Here is a 19,087-nt window from a genome sequence, read left to right on the forward strand (position 1 = left end):
CCGGCCGGGAAACCAGTGATATCACGGGCACCATCCTCGGTAATCACGAGAATGTCGTGTTCACGATACCCACCCGCACCCGGTTCACCATCAGGAACGGTAATCATGGGTTCCATGGACACCACCATGTTCGGCTCTAGGACAGTATCGATATCCTCGCGGAGCTCCAGCCCGGCTTCCCGCCCGTAGTAGTGCGATAGCACACCGAACGAATGCCCGTAGCCGAAGGTGCGCAGCCCCAGCATCCCGTGCTTGGCATAAATAAGGTTCAGCTCCTTAGCAATGTCCCCACACACCGCGCCTGGTCGGATCAGCTCCAGACCCCGGTAATACACCTCCATGTTGACGTCCCAATAGCGCCGGGTAGCGTCGTCAATGTCCCCGTAAAACATCGTCCGTTCCAAGGCTGTGTAGTACCCGCTGATCATCGGGAAGCAGTTCAAACTCAAAATGTCGCCCGGCTGAACCATGCGGGTCGTCGGCCAGTTGTGGGCGCCGTCGGTATTAATGCCGGATTGGAACCACACCCACGTGTCGCGGATCTCACTGCCGGGATAGCGATGAGCAATCTCCTTCACCATGGCCTCGGTGCCAATGAGCGCCAGCTCGTATTCCGTCTTAGGGCCGGCCTCGAGAGCCTCGCGGATAGCGAAACCACCAATATCCGCCACGTTGGCACCGTCGGTAATGACGGCGATTTCTTCGTCCGACTTGATCATGCGCAATCTCATTGTCGACGGAGCAATGTCGACGAATTCAACTTCAGGCCCAATGGTCGTCGTAATGGCGCTATAAAGATGAACGGAAAGGCCGTCGAATTCCAAGCCAACCCGCCGCGGGGTTACCCGCTCGCGAATAGCGGTATTGATCGCGTGGGGATAGTTATTGCGGCCCCAATCGGTGTAAATCAGGTTATCGCCCGTCGAACGTCGCCAAGGCATACCTGCATCGATACCGGCACTGATCGTGCAGCAGTCGTCGGCGGTCACGACTACGGCATAGAAACGTCCGAAATGGGTGTAAAGGAAATCGGAATAGTACTTGATGTTGTGCTGGGAGGTCAGCACCACGGCATCAAGATCTTGCTCGGCCATGACGCCACGCAAAGCATCGAGGCGACGCTGCATTTCCTCCTCACTGAACGTCAACGGCTGCTTCTCACCGTTGTAAAAAGTGCGCAGACGCTCATTAAGAAAATCCGTGGAATCAATAGTGGGGACGACCCCGGTGGGTAAAGTTGGCATGGAAACCTATCCTCTCTTTAATTCGTGTTTACTAGTTTCGCGTGCTGCAAGGACCGCAAAAAATGTGACGACGGCGGCTGCCATGAGGTAAAAGCCAGGGGCGAGATCTGATCCGGTCCAGCCGATTAGCAGCGTGGCAACCATCGCTGCGCTTCCACCGAAAACCGCATTGGCGGCGTTGAAGGTCAGGGCAAAACCACTCAGCCGAACCTTGGTGCTGAATTGCTCGGAAAGGAACGACGGCAAAACACCGTCGTTAAGAGCGAGGGCCATTCCCATGCACAGCTGGATCACAATGACGAGGAACAAGCCCGCACCGTCAAGGAGCATGAATGCCGGAACAATTGTGACGACAAAGGCAATGGACGCGGTGAGCATAATCCTCTTGCGGCCTACTCGGTCGGATAGCCAGCCGGTGAAGAGGACGCTGAAGATATAGGCAAACAGGGTGACGGACGTGGCAATGAAGGAATCCGTGTGATTCTGCCCCAATTCTTCGCTCAGATACGTCGGCAAATATGACAGGATGACATAAAACCCGATTGCATTCAGCAAGGACGCGGCAAGAGCGATACCGAGAGCCTTGGGTTCCTTCCACACCATGGCCAGGGGAGATTTCTGGGTTTCACCAGTGCCGACGGCAACTTCCTTCGATTCCTGTGCGCGCTGGAATTCATTGGTCTCATCCATGTGACGACGGATCCACAGTCCGATGAGCCCGAGGGGAGCGGCGAGGAGGAAGGGGATCCGCCACCCCCACGAGTGGAGATTCGCGTCGGAAAGAATTCCATTAAGCAGCGCGGCGAGTAAGGAGCCGAGGAGCAATCCCGACGCGGTGGACGCCGGCACGATGGAGGCATAGAGCCCGCGACGACCGGATGGTGCGATTTCGGTAAGCATTGTTCCTGCACCGGCATATTCTCCGGCGGCGGAGAACCCCTGGACGAGGCGAAGCGCCAGGAGGAGGAGCGGGGCGAGGATCCCGATGTGGTCGTAACCGGGAAGGAAAGCGATGCACATGGTGGCGCCGGACATCAGCAGGATGGACCACGACAGAGTTGTTTTGCGTCCCAGGCGATCACCGATATGCCCCCAGAAAATCGCCCCGATGGGCCGGATGAGGAAGCTGATGGCGAAGAGCCCGAAAGTGAGAACTAGCCCGACATTGGAGTCCGATTCAGGGAAGAAAACCGAGGCGATGACGACGGCGAGGTAGCCGTACATGGCGTAATCGAACCACTCGATGAAGTTACCGATAAAGCTAGAGGTGACAGAGCGACGAATGTTCGTACGGGAATGTTCCTCCGCACCTGCTAGGTCGACGATTGTGTTTTCTCCTTCTGGCGCGGTTTTTCCTGCGGGGCTGAGTCCATGGCGACTCGGGGTTGTCGTTACGGCGGAATCTGAGGAATCCGTCGTTATTGGTGGAGCCTTCATGTGTTTCCGCTCCTTTCTTGCGCCGCGGGAGGGCGCGGAAGCGAACCAACCGGTAATTGAAATCTAAGTAGCCTTAGTTACTGATTTATTTCAGGTTAGTGATCTTTGAGTTTCTGTCTTGTCTTTTTGTTAAAACTATTGACGAAATTGAAGATTTCGATTCCATTGGAAATGGCTCGTGTCTGAGAATAAAGAGCATGACGAGCAATCACGGTTTTGATGCAGATGACGATTTTGACGCAGATGTCATTGTTGTGGGTTTGGGTTCCATGGGGTCTGCTGCCGCGGATCGGTTGAGTGAACGAGGGCAGAAGGTCTTAGGCTTCGAGCAATTTCATCGCGGCCACGACAATGGATCCCACCATGGTGGATCGAGGATTATTCGGATGAGTTATTTTGAGCATCCGGATTATGTGCCACTTTTGAGGCGGGCTTTCGAGCTGTGGGACGAGCTGGAAGAAGATAGCCAGCAGCGTGGGTGGGAGCAGCTTGTCCATTACACGGGAGGCCTGTACGCGGGACCGCCCGGTTGCACCACGGTGGAGGGATCACGAATCTCTGCGGTGGAGCATGGGCTTGACCACGAATTACTTTCTGCCGACGACATTCGCGCTCGCTTTCCCCACTTTTCGGTGCAGGACGATGAGGTGGCGGTGTTTGAAAAGCGTGCTGGTTTTGTCCGCCCGGAGTTAACAGTCGCTTTGCAGCTGGCCCGAGCGGAAGAACGTGGCGCGTTGCTACGTCATCGCCACAAGGTGTTGAACATTGAGCCAAGGGACGGTGGGGTTGCTGTGACGGTCGCTGGAGCCGTCGGTACTGGAGCCGTCGGCAAGGAAGAGGAGCCGGGCGCACAAACGTACGGAGATCCGGAAGTCTTTACTGCCCGAACGGCGGTGATCTGCCCAGGTGCCTGGGCCCCTGGACTGTTTGAAGAAACCGGCATCCCGCAGCGCGCGGAGCGCCAGGTCATGCACTGGTTTAGCCCAGGGGAGGAGTTCCCAGACTATGAATCGGGCCCGGTGTATATCCACGAGCGTGCCGACGAGCTTCAGATCTACGGTTTCCCGGCCGCGGATGGGGAAGAAGCAGGAGCTAAGGTGGCGTTTTTCCGTAATGGTCGGACGGTTGACCCGGATCAGTTGGATCGGGAGGTCACTGATTCCGAGATCAATGAGATGCGGGAGCGCCTGCTGACTTTTGTGCCAGCTCTGGGCCGCGGGGAGCATCGGAATAGTCGGGCCTGCATGTACACCACTACGCCTGACGAACATTTTGTGATTGGCCGGCACCCCCAGTGGAATGATCCGAACATCATTATTGCGTGCGGGTTTTCGGGGCACGGTTTTAAATTTGTTCCCGCCATCGGCGAGGTCCTCGCGGATCTTGCTGCCGACGGTCGTACGGATCATCCCATTGACCTTTTCGACCCGTTGCGCTTCACCGAAGTTCGAGCTGCGGTGTCACAGGACGTGTGAGTAGGGCGTCCGATACTTCCCTTCGCCTCAGTGCTTTCTCATATTCCTTGCTGATCTATTTCTTGCCGACGTTTGTTTAGCGCGTTTTCCCTTAATTACGCCGGCTCGTATCCTGCCCGAGCGACGTCGGACGATTAGGCTGTAAGGAAACCGGTGTTTCTGATGGTATTGGCAGGTAGTGGGCATGCATCGACCGGTAGTGAGTGCGCACTGACATGCATCCACGCGCGAGAAAGGTCCCTATGAGCGAAAACGATAACCTTTCCGACGAAACTCACGTCGACCAGCTCGGTCATGCATCTAGTCGTCTGGGCGATACTTTTTATGCCGACGATGATTCGAGTGACGCCTCGCCTTTACTGTTTTCCCCCGACAGTGAAACGTTCGGCAGACAAGCTCAGGATGACAAATCGCCTGATGAATCACGCACTGCGCTGGACATTTTGTCTTATCTCACTGCCATGGAAGGGTCCCTTCGCGGCGTAGTTGACCGCTACGGTGATGCGCCGACGTACATCAACGAAGCGGTTGACAACGCTCTGGCCTCGTCCGTTACGGCTTCTGATTCGTGGGCCATCGGCATCCCACCTGCGGAACGCGCTGCCCGCCTGCTGGAAACCATATTCGTGCAGTTTTCTGACCGAGAGCAGGAAATACTGTATCGACGCTACGGGGACGGCCACGAAGAAACACTAGAGAACATTGGCCACGCGGTCGGCGTAACCCGGGAGCGTATTCGTCAAATTTTGGCGGGACTGGATTCGACGATCAGTGAATCCATATCGCGAGGTCCCGTCGCCAACCTCCTTGCCGCAATGCGGTATCACGCGTATCCCGTCGGCACAGTGAAGGCGCTTTCCCAGAAATACCCAGAACTCGAACGAACTTTGCACGGGTGGGAAGCGCCCTTGTGGAAAATACTCGATGTTTTGGACGATCGTTTTTCTGTCGAACAAGGGTGGGTATGTTTTCCTAGCTTCGGTGAATGTCAAAAGAAGACGACAGAGTTACTCGATGATATGACCGACAAATACGGTGTCGTCTCTTTTAAAGAAATTCAGCGCATCAGCCATGTTCCGGAGGACGACCTGATCACATGGCTCGACGGGTGTGGTGCCGCCATTATTGGCGACCACGTGGTGGGGAATCCGACAACCGCCGTAAACCGAATTCAAGCGGCCCTCGATATTGCCGGCCATCCTCTCTCTCTTGATGAGATCGCGCATATGTGGGGCATCGGCCAGGCCCGTAGTTTGGCAAATGCTGCTTATTCTGAAGACTCAATTATCCGGATTAGTAAAACCAAGATCGCTTTACGGGAGTGGGGGCTGGAAGAGTTCATTTCCATCCGTGACTTTATTGGTTCCCGTGTTGGCGATGAGTCGGCTGATCTTGATGATCTCATCTCTGAAGGAACGACAAAGTTTGGGGTATCAGCGTCGTCGATTCGTTCGTATGCCAGTTCTGGTGAATTCCGTCTGGATGATGGAATTGTTAGCCGACGGAACGACGATATAGAACCCCACCGGCAGCCCGAGGACTCTCGGGGACTTTATTGGCGCAATGGCCGGTGGCAATACCTCGTCACGGTGAACCATGACCACATGCGGGGCAGTGGAACCGGAGTCCCCGCCGGTATCGCTCTGTTACTCAAATTGCGCCTGGGGCAACCTCGGCACATCCCCAGCGACGACGGCGATCAATCCGTCACCTGGAACGCAACGGGCACCACAACGGGATCGATCCGACGGCTTCTTCTCGCGCAAGGAATCACAGAGGGCGAACGCATTTGGATGGACTTCGGGAACGGCACGTATTTCCGCATTGAACCGGCGGCACCGCGCGCTCCGTTCCTCCTTGAGGATGAAGTCTCTGCCGAACGCGAAGAACCAGGAGATACGCCCAATCCACTTCATGCTGGTGGGGTAGGGCTGGGCCCAGAGAGCCGGTCTATCACCATGGTCAATCTGGCCAATTACATGGGAATTTCCCATGATGAGATCGCTCAGCGGATCGACGACCTCGGCGGTGAGACCGGAAACACGATTGATCAAGCGTGTGAAAGTTTGGTTGCGGAATACCTCGGGCTAGCACCCGATGCACCCCGCCGCAGGATCGTTGCTCGGCTACGCCACCGCCATGACAAAGATGCCATCGCGATGGTCGAAGAGCTGTGGCTTTAGCGATCCTCTTTGTGCAGTGTTGCATCGGGATCTAATTTCCGACGCTCCTCTTGGGCAACCGTCGCGAAGAGCTTCTCACTATTAGCGTCGGAACCCTCGAGCTCGTGATTCAGTTCCATCGTGCTATCCACAGCGATATTGGGATGGATGTACAGGTGGGTGAGCTGTCGAATTCGGTTACGACGTTCCTTTTCGCCGCGGATCAATCGGCTCCAGCGAATACGCCATGCAATAAACACGATTCCGACGAACGTTCCCAAGTATCCCAGAATGGGGAAAACAACCTGAATCAACGGGCCGAAACCGAACAAACTAATTGCCCAGCACACAGTCAGAATAACGGCGAGGTTAATCTTCGGATGGGTGGGAAGGGCAACGTCGATACGCCGTGAGAAGGCGTAAAAATCGCCTAGCGCGGTATTAAAAATCATGATCAGAATAATGATCTGAAGAATAATACCGGCGGCAGGGTTAATAGCGTGGGTAACCGACGCCATCGGAATATCTTTTCCGCCGGCATCTTTAACGTTGATGAAGAGCGTGACGGTCTCCATCAGCATCATGATTCCGATAATCGAGCCGCCGATCAGACCGCCGATACCAACGTCGCGAAGCTTAGTGTGAGTACCGCCGATGACCAGTGACATTCCGATCGCGCACATCAAGGTCATGCCGGCACAGTTGATAGCTGACCACCACCACGGTGATACAGGTGCGGCTTCTTTTTTACCGAGTTCGCTCGCTGCGCTAAAGGAAAAGTCGTCAGGAACGTGAACGAGTGACCATATGAAAAGAATGATGACGGCAACGATCATCAGCGGGGTCACAATACCGATGATGTTGGATACCTTTTCGGCATCAAGGAAACAGACGAAATACACGATGATCGCTAACCCAGCAGAACCCAGCCATGCGGGTAAACCGAAGGTTTGCTTCACGCTGGAGCCTGCTCCGGCCAGCATCATCATGCCCATGGTCACCATGGTTGCGGAGACACAGAGGTCCAAAATTCGTGATACTCGTGGGTGGGCGATGTTTTTAAAAACATGCCCGTGTTCGTCGGCAAGGAAATAACTTCCGACCTGCAGAACAACCCACCCGAAAATAGCCATGAGTGTTCCAGTGATCACCACTCCTACCAGGCCAATTGACCCGAAGGCGATGAAGTACTGGAGCATTTCTTTACCAGTGGCGAACCCGGCGCCAACCAGGAGGCCAACAAATGCCATGGCGACAGCCATACTCTGTCTCATGAAAAGTCCTATTCGATCATGGGGCAACAGTTCTGTTAAGCCTACCTATGGGTTGTTGTTCTCGCCCACTCTTTGGGAGGATCTACTATTGGTGAAGCCTCACGCCGGCAGGATGAATGACCGAAATAATCTCCAAACGACGACGACAGAAAAGATATGACACCAGTAACAATCCTCTTTAATCCCCACTCGACAGGTGACAGCGAAACACGCGCACGACGCTTGGCTGATCAGCTGGAGGGACTTTTTGAGGTCACTGTCGTCCCTACGCAATATCAGGGTCACGCCGAGAAAATAGCCGCCCAGATCACCAAAGAATCTGAGAACATTCACGTCATTGTCTGTTCAAGCGGGGACGGGACATATAACGAAGTCGTCAATGGCGTTATGCGTCATCCGCATGATCACATTCGCACTGCTATCTTGCCGAGCGGTAATGCAAATGATCATTATCACGCATTGAGTAACGGAAAAACCTTGGCGCATCGCATTATTACCAGTGATTACACAGACATCGATGTCCTTAAATTAGTAAGTACTGGAAAAGATAATCTTGAGCGTTACGCGCACTCGTATATCGGGTTCGGGCTAACCCCTCATATCGGAGAAAAACTCACTGCGGCACATCTGACCAAGTGGAATCAGGGCTGGATTGTCATGAGGAACCTCTTCTCGGTGAAGCCCGTGAAAATTATTCACGAAGGCCACCAGGAAAAATTCGATAACTTGGTGTTCGCCAATGTTCCCCGGATGAGCAAAGTTATCAAAATTAGTGACCACACTTCGCTAACAAACGGGAAATTCGACGTCGTTAAGCACAAAAGCCTGACACTGGCCATGCTTGTCGGCTACCTGTTCCGTGCAAGCACATTGGGTCTTCACAACACCGACCGTGAGGAACGGTGGCATTTTATCCTGGAAAAAGACTCTCAGGTCCAACTGGATGGGGAGGTCATGCACTTATCTAAGTACGACGAGATCACTATCTCTGTTGTTCCCCACACATTGGCATGTGCCGCGTGAAATCAGGCACGTGAAGCCACGCGAGAGAGTGTGACATTACGACGGCGCAATGCTGAACCGATAAGCTGAAACTCTCACGGAAGGAGTAGGTTACGTCAGATTCAGAGCAGGCTGTGCCGACGAATTCACTCGATTCTCACAGCGGACGTCGACCATCTGGCACACCAGCCTCAGGTTCGTCCGACCCCGTGTCACAGCCATCGGCATCTCCGTCATCGAAGCGGCTTATCGGTCTGCTGGGCCCGGCCTTCATTGCAGCTATTGCCTACGTGGACCCCGGAAACGTTGCGGCGAACATCTCCTCTGGGGCAACCTACGGGTATCTACTGGTGTGGGTGCTCGCGGCTGCGAACCTGATGGCCATGATCATCCAGTATCAGGCGGCCAAGCTCGGAATCGTCACGGGGAAGAGCCTTCCCCAACTGCTAGGTCAGCGGCTTTCCCGACCGTGGAGAATTGCCTACTGGCTGCAAGCGGAAATTGTGGCCGCAGCTACTGACCTCGCAGAGATCATCGGTGGTGCCGTCGCCCTGCATTTATTGTTCGGGGTATCCCCGCTGACGGGTGGGATCATTGTGGGGGCCGTGTCGATGGCTCTGCTGTTAACGCAGGGGACCGCTCAAAAGGTATTCGAGCGGGTCATCATAGTGATGCTAGTCATTATCACCTTTGGTTTCCTTGCGGGTTTATTTCTTGCGCCACCCAATCTTCGAGGAATCGCGGGTGGATTAGTTCCCCGCTTTGAAGGAAGCAATAGCGTGATACTCGCTGCCTCGATGTTGGGGGCGACGGTGATGCCTCACGTTATTTACTTACATTCGTCATTAGTTATTCACCGTCATGGTGCGGGCCATGAAGATCCCCACGTCATTCGTCGTTTATTAAAAGCGACCCGCATCGACATTATTATTGCGCTCGGAATTGCGGGGCTTGTGAATATCGGGCTCCTCTTGCTGGCTGCATCCGCCTTAAGTGGCCGGCACGGGACCGACACCATCGAAGGCGCCCATGCTGCTCTGAGCAGCGCATTAGGGCCCGCAATAGGCGTCATCTTTGCCATTGGGCTGCTGTTTTCCGGGCTCGCCTCGACGTCGGTCGGTGCATATGCGGGCTCCGAAGTGATGAAGGGCATGCTTCATTTCCAAGTGAAGCTATGGATACGTCGCGCAATTACGCTCATTCCGGCGCTCCTCATTATTGGGCTGAATATTGACGCCACGTATGCACTTGTTATTTCACAAGTCGTCTTGAGTTTTGGTATTCCGTTTGCCCTCATCCCGTTGCAGATGGTGACGGGCGGGAAAGTTATGGGTCAGTACCGGGATAAAGCGCTGAAATGGATAGGCGTTGTTATCTCAGCGCTCATTATCGGGCTGAATATCGTCCTTATTGTGATGACTCTTCGCGGCCAAGCCTGACAAGCCTGACGAGCCTGAGAAATTTCACTGCAATGACTGGTTAATCCTTTCAGCTGCCTCGCGGATAAGGTTTCCATACAGTTGTTGTGGCGACGGTCGTAAGCGTTCCACAGGACCTGAAATGGACAAGGCCGCAACGACGCCCTGATTCGCGCGGATCGGCGTCGACACGCTGGCTAAACTCGGGTCACGTTCACCGATTGATTCTGCGACGCCCGTCGCGCGTGTCTCCGCAAGATCATCCTCCGTAAAGGCGGCGTCGGGAATAATGGATTGAATCATTTCCTCCGGCGCCCAGGCCATTAACACTCGCGCAGCAGAGCCGCGAAGCAGCGACATGCGCGCGCCGACGGGGACCGTATTCTGTAGTCCGCTAGCTGGTTCGATGGACGCGATGCATGTGCGGACATTGCCGGTGAGGCGGTAAATCTGGACGGATTCGTTGGTTTTTTCCATCAGGTTGCGCATGACCGTCATTCCGGCCTGGATAATTCGATCCGAGCTGGCGGGGGATAGTTCGGAGAGCCCTGTGCCTGCGCTCCAGCGGCCATCTTTATCCCGTTCGAGCAACCGGTGAACGTGTAGGGCGGTAAGTAATCGGTGTGCCGTCGCGCGTGGCAGCCCGGTTGCGGAGCATATTTCGCTCAGGTTCATGGGGCGGGCGGTCGCTGTGCGCAGGATGAGTAAGGATCGATCAAGAACTTTGATCCCACTATCGGGGTTGAAGGTCGCGTGATTGTCGTCGAGTTCGTTGTCAAAGTCGCTTAATTTTCCCATATTTTGATACTATCATTCTGCATAGTGAGACGCTCGGACGTCGGAACGGCAGCCGACACGACGGAAGGATTGGAGAATGACGAACTCCACCGCAGATAAAACCTCCGCAACTACCGGAGCCTCTACCACTCGCACCCCATCGACGACGCTCTCGGACTCTGCTGAGGACGACCACAAGGACCGTCCGCGCACGATGGCGGAGAAAGTATGGGAAAACCATATTGTCTCACGCGGGGATAATGGGGACCCTGACCTCATCTACATTGACCTGCACTTGGTTCACGAAGTGACCTCGCCTCAGGCGTTCGACGGCCTCCGCATGGCGGGCCGCCCGGTTCGCCGGCCTGACCTCACCATCGCCACCGAGGATCACAATGTCCCCACCATTGGGGTCAAGACCGGCGACGTAGCAGAGATTAAAGACATCACGTCGCGCACACAGGTCTCGACGCTACGGAAAAACGCCGAAGAATTCGGTGTCAAACTCTTCCCAATGGGGAACCGCGAACAAGGCATTGTGCACGTCGTCGGGCCACAATTGGGGTTGACCCAGCCAGGGATGACGGTGGTGTGCGGGGACTCGCACACCGCAACCCACGGAGCCTTCGGAGCGATCGCATTCGGCATCGGAACCTCCGAAGTAGAGCATGTGATGGCGACGCAGACCCTGCCCCTCAAGCCATTCAAAACAATGGCGGTTAATGTCGACGGAACCCTCCCTGAAGGAACGACGGGCAAGGACATCATCCTGGCTGTCATTGCGAAGATCGGAACCGGCGGCGGTCAAGGGCACATCATTGAATACCGCGGCGAAGCGATCCGCCAGCTGTCGATGGAAGCCCGGATGACGGTGTGCAACATGTCGATTGAAGCGGGCGCGAGGGCCGGGATGATCGCTCCCGACGAGACGACGTTCAACTACATCAAAGGCCGTCCGCACGCTCCGGAGGATTGGGACGGTGCCGTCGAATATTGGAAATCGTTGAGGACCGACGACGACGCGGAATTCGACACCGTCGTTAACCTCGATGCCAGCGACATCACGCCGTTCGTTACGTGGGGAACGAACCCCGGCCAGGGCATTGCACTCGGGGAACCCGTTCCGGGGCCCGAAGACTTTACCGACGCAGAAGAAGCGTCGGCGTGTGAAAAAGCCCTGAAGTACATGGACCTCACCCCTGGGGTGTCCATGCGCGACGTTCCCATCGACGTTGTTTTCGTTGGATCGTGTACGAACGGCCGCATTGAAGACATGCGCGCGGCAGCGTCCGTCGTGAAGGGGCGGAAAGTTGCCGACGGGGTCCAGATGCTGGTGGTGCCAGGATCCGCGCGCGTGAAGCAGCAAGCCGAAGAAGAAGGCCTGGACGCCATTTTCACCGAAGCCGGTGCCGAGTGGCGTCTGCCCGGGTGCTCGATGTGCCTGGGGATGAACCCTGACCAGCTTTCGCCAGGTCAGCGTTGTGCGTCGACGTCGAACCGTAACTTTGAAGGCCGCCAAGGGCGGGGTGGACGGACGCACCTCGTGAGCCCCTATGTGGCCGCAGCTACTGCTGTTCAAGGTCGTTTTGCGTCGCCAGCAGATCTCAGTCCCGTAGGTAGCGCACACAGTGAGACGGCGTCACCGCAGAGCACTGCAACGAGTGCATAGAGCGGGGTAGTGGAAAGAACGCCGCGCACGCGCGCTTCAGAAAACCGCGCATAGGAAAACGCACACACCACGAACAACGCCACACAGAAAGGGTCGGTTATGGAGCAATTCATTAGCCACACTGGGGTGGGAGTTCCACTCCGGCGCTCCAACGTCGATACAGATCAGATAATTCCCGCCGTGTACCTGAAACGGGTCACGCGGACCGGATTCGAGGACGGATTATTCGCGCGATGGCGGGAAGACCCCGATTTCGTCCTCAACCAGGACACGTACAAGAACGGGTCGATTCTTGTTGCCGGGCCAGATTTCGGTACCGGATCCTCGCGTGAACACGCCGCCTGGGCCCTGATGGATTATGGGTTCCGCGTTGTTATATCGGCGCGGTTTGCGGATATTTTCCGTGGCAACGCAGGCAAGAACGGGCTTGTCGCCGCGCAAATGACCGAAGAAGATATCGAGTTGATCTGGAAGCTTCTGGATGAACAACCGGGTCGTACCATGACCGTCGACCTCGAAGAACGCACAGTCACAGTCGGCGATGCGGTGTTCGGGTTCGATATCGATGACCACACGCGGTGGCGGTTGATGGAGGGCCTCGACGACATCGCCCTGACGCTGCGCAATGAAGACGCCATCACGCAATATGAAAAATCACGGTCGCCGTTTATGCCGACGACGATTTAAGCGCCCAGCGTCGGGGCCGGCAACCAGCGTCCATCGTCGCTATTTAATCGGCAGCGGGCTGGCGAAATAGTCCGCGCCGGATAGCTTCCCGTCGACAAACGTCAGCACCCATGCGCTGGATTTCTTACACGGTACGTCGTCGATGGACACGGCCCCTTCCGACGACAACCAGGCAATGATCTCCGGGATCGCTTTGCCTTGGCTGACGATCGCGGACACTCCGCCATGCGTAATGATGTCCGAAATCCGACGCTTCGCGTCGGCCGTGTGCGCGTCCCAGCCGTTGTCGCCGAACAGTTCGTCGATAGTAATGTGCAGCCCCGAACTCTGCGACAGTGGCTCGGCCGTGGTCTGACAGCGGATCGGATCTGCCGAATACAACCGGGTGATCCCAAAACCCGCCAACTCGCGGGGCAACATGTCGGCCTGACGGCGGCCTTTCCGGTCAAGGGGCCGGAGATTATCGTTACCGCCCCACCCTTCGCGCGGATGAGCATGAGCATGGCGGATGAGAATGATCCGGGACGTGGGAGAGAGGGCAATTTCGTGAGCCGCCTTCTCAAGGATCTCCGAGTCCACCTTGTAGGTCGTGCGCTTCTTCGCTTCCTCTAACGGCAACCACACCAGCTGGTCAACCTCGTCATTGTCCTCAAAGGAACCACCAACGCACTCGGCCGTCCAGTAATACACCACCTTGGTCCTACTCTTCACCGGATACGTCACCCGGCCCAGAAGTTTCCCCAGCGTGACGTCGTAACCCGTCTCTTCCTTGATCTCCCGAATAGCCGTCATGGGGAGTGTCTCACCGGGATCCAGCTTCCCCTTCGCCAGCGACCAATCGTCGTACCGTGGGCGGTGAATCAGGAGGACCTCGATGTCATCCACGGTCACAGTACTTGCCGACGAATCACGCGACGATTCATCAACAGCCGGTGTAGAAGAATCCGCTCCCTGCCGACGTCGCCACACGACGGCACCGGCGGCCAGCGTGATTTTGCCCAGTTCCCGGGCGGGGTGACGGGCGATACCTTGCACGCTGCCCTCCGCGTCGGACCGGTGCTTCGTGTTTGTGCCACTTCCCTGTGATCCGGGCAGAGGAGCGTCGGCAAGAGTGGCGTCGTGTGACTGGGATGAACGTTTCTTCGACATAGTGATGTGTATCCTCCCGGGGATTCTGTGGAGTGAATCTATGTCAACGATAAGCGAGGAACTCAAACAATGGTGAGAGGTTAATCCGCGCGAGCCCGAATAGGGGCGGTTAGGCTGGATCCAAAAGACGAGCCGACGCATACGGTGGGGAAGGGCACGGCACCCACACGATAGTGCGCATGACATAGGGTGCGCATGACGAAGGGAAGGATGGTCCGCAATGGTTGCAGTAGCGGTGATGGGGGCAGGATCGTGGGGAACCACGATGGCGAAAGTCTTTGCCGACGCTGGAAACACGGTCAGACTGTGGGCCCGGCGCGACGAGGTGGCCGATGAGATTCAATCGACGCGGCGCAACCAGCGCTACCTCCCGGGTGTCGTTATCCCGGATGCTGTGACTGCGACGAGTGACCCCCGCGTGGCCTTGGCGGATGCGGACATTGTTGTGCTGGGTGTTCCGTCCCATGCGGTTCAGGACAGCCTGACCCGCTGGAAGGATTTCCTTCCTGATGATGCACTGATTGTGTCGCTGCCGAAGGGGCTTGAACGCGACACGGCGCGCAGGATGAGTGAGGTCATTGCGGAGGCATCCGGGCGGCCGTCCGAGAAGATCGCAGTGCTGTCCGGCCCTAATCTGGCGAAGGAAGTAGCGGACGAGCAGCCGGCGGCGACGGTGGTGGCCTGCACCGATCATGACAGCGCCAAACGGGTTCAGGAAGCGTGTACGACGGGCTATTTCCGGCCGTACACCAACACGGATGTCATTGGCTGTGAGATCGGGGGAGTCGCAAAAAATGTGATTGCTCTAGCTGCGGGGATGGCGGCGGGCCAGAACCTGGGTTTCAACACCGCAGCGACGATCATCACGCGCGGACTTGCTGAAACAGTGCGTCTCGGGACGGCTCTCGGCGCTAATCCTGCAACCTTTTCCGGGTTGGCCGGGCTCGGCGATTTAGTAGCAACCTGTAATTCGCCGTTGTCTCGTAACAGGACATTCGGGGAGCACCTCAGTCAGGGAATGAGCCTCGAGGAAGCTCAAGAAGCGTGTCATGGTCAAGTCGCGGAGGGTGTCAACGCGTGCCGGGCAATTCAGTCGCTGGCCCGGGCCCATAGCGTCGACGTTCCCATCGCGGATGCTGTGGTCTCGGTGTGCTTCGACGGCGCCACCGTGAAAGAGAGCATCATGAACCTGATGGAGCGCGATACCAAAGCGGAGTAGTACCGCGACATCACGTAGTGCCGCTACACTTAGTCCCCGTGACTACATCTGAACCTTCATCTGACTCGTCGGCGGACATCACATCGCAGTCGGCATCGCCCCTGGTTGCTTCTACTCAATCAGGTCCGGGTGCTGGCGGGGAGCGCGACGAGAACAGCGGCCATAACGAGCACAGTCGCATCCGCGTCGCCGTCGTTTATGGTGGGCGTAGTTCTGAGCATTCCATTTCGTGTGTGTCTGCGGGCGCCGTGATTTCTCACCTGGACCCCGACCGTTACCAGGTGGTTCCGATCGGTATCACGAGAGATGGGCGCTGGGTAGTGGGGTCATCGGATCCGAAAGAGCTATCCATTCGTGAGCGACAGCTGCCGGAAGTGAAGACCGGCACCAGCTTGTCGCTGTCACTCGATCCGCAGCACGCTGGACGTTTTGTCTATGCGGACGGGCCCGACGTTGGCCAGGTCTTTGCGGACGTCGACGTCATTTTCCCTGTCCTTCATGGGCGTTTCGGTGAAGACGGTACCGTCCAAGGGCTCTTCGACATGGCATCCGTCCCGTACGTCGGTGCAGGTGTATTGGCGTCGGCGGCGTCGATGGACAAAGAATTCACGAAGAAACTGGCCGCGGCGGAAGGGCTCCCCATTGGCCGTGACGTCGTCCTCCGTGAGACGCGATCCCTGACTGAGGAAGAGAAGAATCTTCTGGGTCTGCCGGTGTTCGTGAAGCCTGCTCGAGGTGGATCCTCCATCGGCATTTCCAAGGTTGACCAGTGGGATGAACTTGACGACGCTCTCGCTCTGGCGCGTCAGCATGATTCCAAGGTCATTGTGGAGTCCATGATTGTGGGCACGGAAGTGGAGTGCGGCGTTCTTCAGCGGCCAGATGGCACCGTCGAGGCCTCCCTTCCCGCGCAGCTCGAGGACACCGAGTCGGGTGACGAAGGGTTCTACGGTTTCGACACAAAGTACCTGGATAACGTCATTACAGCCCAGATTCCACCGCACTTTGACGACGACACCATCCGCCACATCCGCGAACTCGCTGTGGAGACCTTCCACGCCTTGGACTGTGAAGGCCTGGCACGTGTTGATTTCTTCGTGACGGACCGTGGCCCGGTGCTGAACGAGATCAACACCATGCCTGGGTTCACACCAATCTCGATGTATCCCCAAATGTTCGGTGCGATGGGGATTGACTATCCCGACCTCTTGGATCTCCTGATCCAGCGCGCGATGGTGGCCCACCCCGGGGCCTAACGATTTTTGGCTTAGCCTCCTGGTTTAGTCCCTCGTTTAGTCCCCGGACTTTTCCATATTCTTGCTGATTGCGTTGGACAGCGTTGTAATGACGCTATTTCCCGACGACGCCGGCATCGAAAGAGCAACGATATCGCTGTATCCCAGGGCGTACCAGGTGTTATCCGTCGCCGACGCGGAAGCGTTATCGGGCGCGTTCTGCGCTGAGCTCTCCGACGAATCCCCCGAGGAATCCTCCGCCTCGGGCTGGTTACCGGGCGTTCCATCGTTAAACCACGGAACATCATTAATCTGTTGGAGCTGAGCCCCAGGGTGGTAACTCTCGGGCTGCTGCACTCCGCACCTCACGACGACGGGGTCGCGCCGGGGTGCCGTCCACGCTGCCATTCCGTCGGGAAGATCGTTACCCAGCGCGTCCTTTGTCGTACGTTGTAACGCGCCGAAGTGATCGGGGAGCGCATCAAGAACGCTACGACATTGCTTGCCACGAGCCGCCTCATCCGTGACGGGGAGCGTAGATAACGGTGTCTGAGCTGGATGCGCCGTCGCCGACGCGTCCGACACTGGATTGTGGTGGAGCGCCCCAGAAAGATCGCTTAAATCATCTGCCACATCCTCGGGCCCAGTGACGGCAACCTCCTGCGCGCGCCCGAGCGTGTACCAGGTCACGGAATCCGTGACGGGTTTATCGCCACCGCGGGCGTCGGCAATGCCTAACCAGCGGATACCCTCCGACTTGCCGCCGGATTCGTCCTTGCCGTGTTCCTCCGTCGTCGATAATGCTGTGTAGGAATCGGGAGGCTGAACCCCACAGCGCAGCGTGATGCGATTGTCGCCATCGATCCAGACAGCAGCACCATCAGGGGCCGGCTCTGCCAGCGATACCCGATCATAAGAACCGACGTGATCGGGGAGGTTATCGATAAGACTGCTGCATTCCTCCGACGACGCACCCGGCGCGTCGATGGTGTTGAGAGTGACAGGCTGGTGCTCAGCGTGGTCGTACGCAATTCGCGCAGCAATGATGACACCGACGACTAACCCGACGGCCAAGACGAGGGAAATGATCGTCCCCGGGCCGGTGAGTCGTTGGATTTCGTCTGTAGTCGGCTGGTCATCAGACATAATTTCTCAGTGTACTGGTGGTCGCTTGCTGCTCGGTTTCCAGTGGCGGTTCTGTAGCTGCCCCGGAGCGCGCTCGGTGTGTCTCGGTGCGTCAACGGCCGATTGTTACGGAATCAATTATCATCATGTCGTTAGTCGCGCCGAGATGAGAGAGTAATGGGACAACCTATACATAGCCTGGGTGAGCGGGGCGTGATCGACGCCATCCGCTCAGCCGCTCCTTCCGACATGAACGGTGATGACGCTGCCGTTCTCTCTCCGTCGTCGTTTGCGTCGAAAACGGTGTGTAGCACGGATCTTTTGGTGGAGGGCCAGCATTTTCGGAGTGACTGGTCGACCCCCTATGACGTGGGCCGCCGTGCCGTGGTGCAAAATTTCGCGGATATAGAAGCGATGGGTGCGCGCCCGGTCGCTCTGCTGTTAGGAGTTGCTGCGCCGCCAGAGCTGGATAGTGACGTTCTCACCGGGATTGCGAGGGGCATTGCCGACGAAGCCGGCCGGTGGCCCGCGGAACTGGTTGGGGGAGACGTGGTGACCAGCGAGCGGTTGACGCTCAGCATCACCGCGATCGGCGAGCTGGCAGGACCAGCCCCGGCTTTGTCGCTATCAGGTGCTCATCCGGGGCAAACGCTGATAGCCAGTGGACGGTTGGGGTACTCGGCAGCGGGTTGGGCGTTGCTTGAGCATTTCGGTTCGCCCGACGCCATTCCAGATTCAGAGCACCTTCAGACGCTGGTGGACGCTTTTCGCGTCCCCTCTTTGGCTCGAGCGCGGGGCACGGTGGCGCGATCAACGGGGGCCACAGCGATGACGGATAACTCGGATGGGCTCGTTGTTGACCTCTCGACGATGGCTCGGGCCAGTCACGTCACGATTGACCTCGATAAGGACGCGATCGCGCCGGATCCGGCTGTGCGTGAAGCGGCTCGCTTGCTGGGTCGCGACCCCATGGAATGGATATGCCAGGGCGGTGAGGACCACGCTCTTCTCGCCACCACCGGGGCGGACATTCCCTCGGGCTTCCGTTTCCTCGGCCGCGTCCATAAACAGGGTGCCGAGCCGTTAACTATCGACGGGCAACCGCCGACGTTCACATTGGGGTGGGATCCTTTCGGGGGAGAGTCGTTTGCCGGGGAGTCGTCCGATGGAGAGTAATGCCGAAGAGTGTGGAGCCCGCCGGGCCGGCGTCGCTA

General features: G+C 57.1%; 15 protein-coding genes. 9 read left to right on the plus strand and 6 right to left on the minus strand.

Features of this window, described 5'->3' with window-relative positions:
- Window positions 1-1,244: aminopeptidase P family protein (locus Q3981_RS05015; protein WP_303124352.1), on the minus strand; the 1,244-nt coding region annotated here is incomplete at its 3' end.
- Window positions 1,245-1,250: 6 nt separating this feature from the next.
- On the minus strand, window positions 1,251-2,681 hold the full coding sequence (locus Q3981_RS05020; RefSeq protein ID WP_303124353.1) for an MFS transporter: 1,431 nt from the start codon (window positions 2,679-2,681) through the stop codon (window positions 1,251-1,253).
- Between the two features lie 197 nt (window positions 2,682-2,878).
- On the opposite strand from Q3981_RS05020, the gene Q3981_RS05025 reads away from it, so the two are divergent.
- Both Q3981_RS05025 and Q3981_RS05030 read left to right on the plus strand, forming a co-directional pair.
- Window positions 2,879-4,156, plus strand: a complete 1,278-nt coding sequence (locus Q3981_RS05025; RefSeq protein WP_303124354.1) for an FAD-dependent oxidoreductase — start codon at window positions 2,879-2,881, stop codon at window positions 4,154-4,156.
- Between the two features lie 242 nt (window positions 4,157-4,398).
- The gene (locus tag Q3981_RS05030) at window positions 4,399-6,339 is read left to right on the plus strand and encodes a sigma factor-like helix-turn-helix DNA-binding protein (RefSeq protein WP_303124355.1); all 1,941 of its coding nucleotides are present in this window, start codon (window positions 4,399-4,401) and stop codon (window positions 6,337-6,339) included.
- Here Q3981_RS05030 and Q3981_RS05035 read toward each other — a convergent pair.
- Window positions 6,336-7,592 (minus strand): hypothetical protein, encoded by a 1,257-nt coding sequence (locus Q3981_RS05035; RefSeq protein WP_303124356.1) that lies wholly within the window; start codon window positions 7,590-7,592, stop codon window positions 6,336-6,338. The genes Q3981_RS05030 and Q3981_RS05035 overlap by 4 nt on opposite strands.
- A 156-nt stretch (window positions 7,593-7,748) precedes the next feature.
- Here Q3981_RS05035 and Q3981_RS05040 point away from each other — a divergent pair, with 156 nt between their 5' ends.
- Window positions 7,749-8,615, plus strand: coding sequence for a diacylglycerol kinase family protein (locus tag Q3981_RS05040; protein ID WP_303124357.1), 867 nt, complete (start codon window positions 7,749-7,751; stop codon window positions 8,613-8,615).
- 188 nt (window positions 8,616-8,803) lie between these two features.
- Window positions 8,804-10,033 carry an Nramp family divalent metal transporter gene (locus Q3981_RS05045; protein ID WP_303124358.1) on the plus strand — a complete coding sequence of 410 codons (1,230 nt, stop codon included), beginning with the start codon at window positions 8,804-8,806 and terminating at the stop codon, window positions 10,031-10,033.
- Between the two features lie 24 nt (window positions 10,034-10,057).
- Here Q3981_RS05045 and Q3981_RS05050 read toward each other — a convergent pair whose 3' ends face one another.
- Window positions 10,058-10,810: an IclR family transcriptional regulator gene (locus tag Q3981_RS05050; RefSeq protein WP_303124359.1), complete on the minus strand. Its 753-nt coding sequence runs from the start codon at window positions 10,808-10,810 to the stop codon at window positions 10,058-10,060.
- Between the two features lie 193 nt (window positions 10,811-11,003).
- On the opposite strand from Q3981_RS05050, the gene leuC reads away from it, so the two are divergent.
- A complete protein-coding gene (gene leuC, locus Q3981_RS05055) occupies window positions 11,004-12,458 on the plus strand; it encodes a 3-isopropylmalate dehydratase large subunit (protein WP_303124373.1) in 1,455 nt (484 codons plus the stop codon).
- Between the two features lie 99 nt (window positions 12,459-12,557).
- Complete coding sequence (gene leuD, locus Q3981_RS05060; protein ID WP_046202478.1) at window positions 12,558-13,145, plus strand: 3-isopropylmalate dehydratase small subunit; 588 nt, start codon at window positions 12,558-12,560, stop codon at window positions 13,143-13,145.
- A 39-nt stretch (window positions 13,146-13,184) separates the two neighbouring features.
- Here the strand turns inward: leuD and Q3981_RS05065 are convergent, their stop codons facing one another.
- Window positions 13,185-14,294, minus strand: coding sequence for an NUDIX hydrolase (locus Q3981_RS05065; RefSeq protein ID WP_303124360.1), 1,110 nt, complete (start codon window positions 14,292-14,294; stop codon window positions 13,185-13,187).
- Between the two features lie 220 nt (window positions 14,295-14,514).
- On the opposite strand from Q3981_RS05065, the gene Q3981_RS05070 reads away from it, so the two are divergent.
- Window positions 14,515-15,513: an NAD(P)H-dependent glycerol-3-phosphate dehydrogenase gene (locus tag Q3981_RS05070; RefSeq protein WP_303124361.1), complete on the plus strand. Its 999-nt coding sequence runs from the start codon at window positions 14,515-14,517 to the stop codon at window positions 15,511-15,513.
- 179 nt (window positions 15,514-15,692) lie between these two features.
- Window positions 15,693-16,769 (plus strand): D-alanine--D-alanine ligase family protein, encoded by a 1,077-nt coding sequence (locus Q3981_RS05075; RefSeq protein ID WP_303124374.1) that lies wholly within the window; start codon window positions 15,693-15,695, stop codon window positions 16,767-16,769.
- 36 nt (window positions 16,770-16,805) lie between these two features.
- Here Q3981_RS05075 and Q3981_RS05080 read toward each other — a convergent pair whose 3' ends face one another.
- Entirely contained in the window at window positions 16,806-17,894 is a 1,089-nt protein-coding gene (locus tag Q3981_RS05080) for a DUF3515 domain-containing protein (protein WP_303124362.1), read from the minus strand.
- Between the two features lie 156 nt (window positions 17,895-18,050).
- Between Q3981_RS05080 and Q3981_RS05085 the strand changes: the two genes are divergently transcribed.
- A complete protein-coding gene (locus Q3981_RS05085; protein ID WP_303124363.1) occupies window positions 18,051-19,049 on the plus strand; it encodes a thiamine-phosphate kinase in 999 nt (332 codons plus the stop codon).
- The last annotated feature ends 38 nt before the right edge of the window (window positions 19,050-19,087 follow it).

Origin of the sequence: Corynebacterium sp., assembly GCF_030530965.1 — a bacterium.
Taxonomy (GTDB): Bacteria; Actinomycetota; Actinomycetes; order Mycobacteriales; family Mycobacteriaceae; genus Corynebacterium.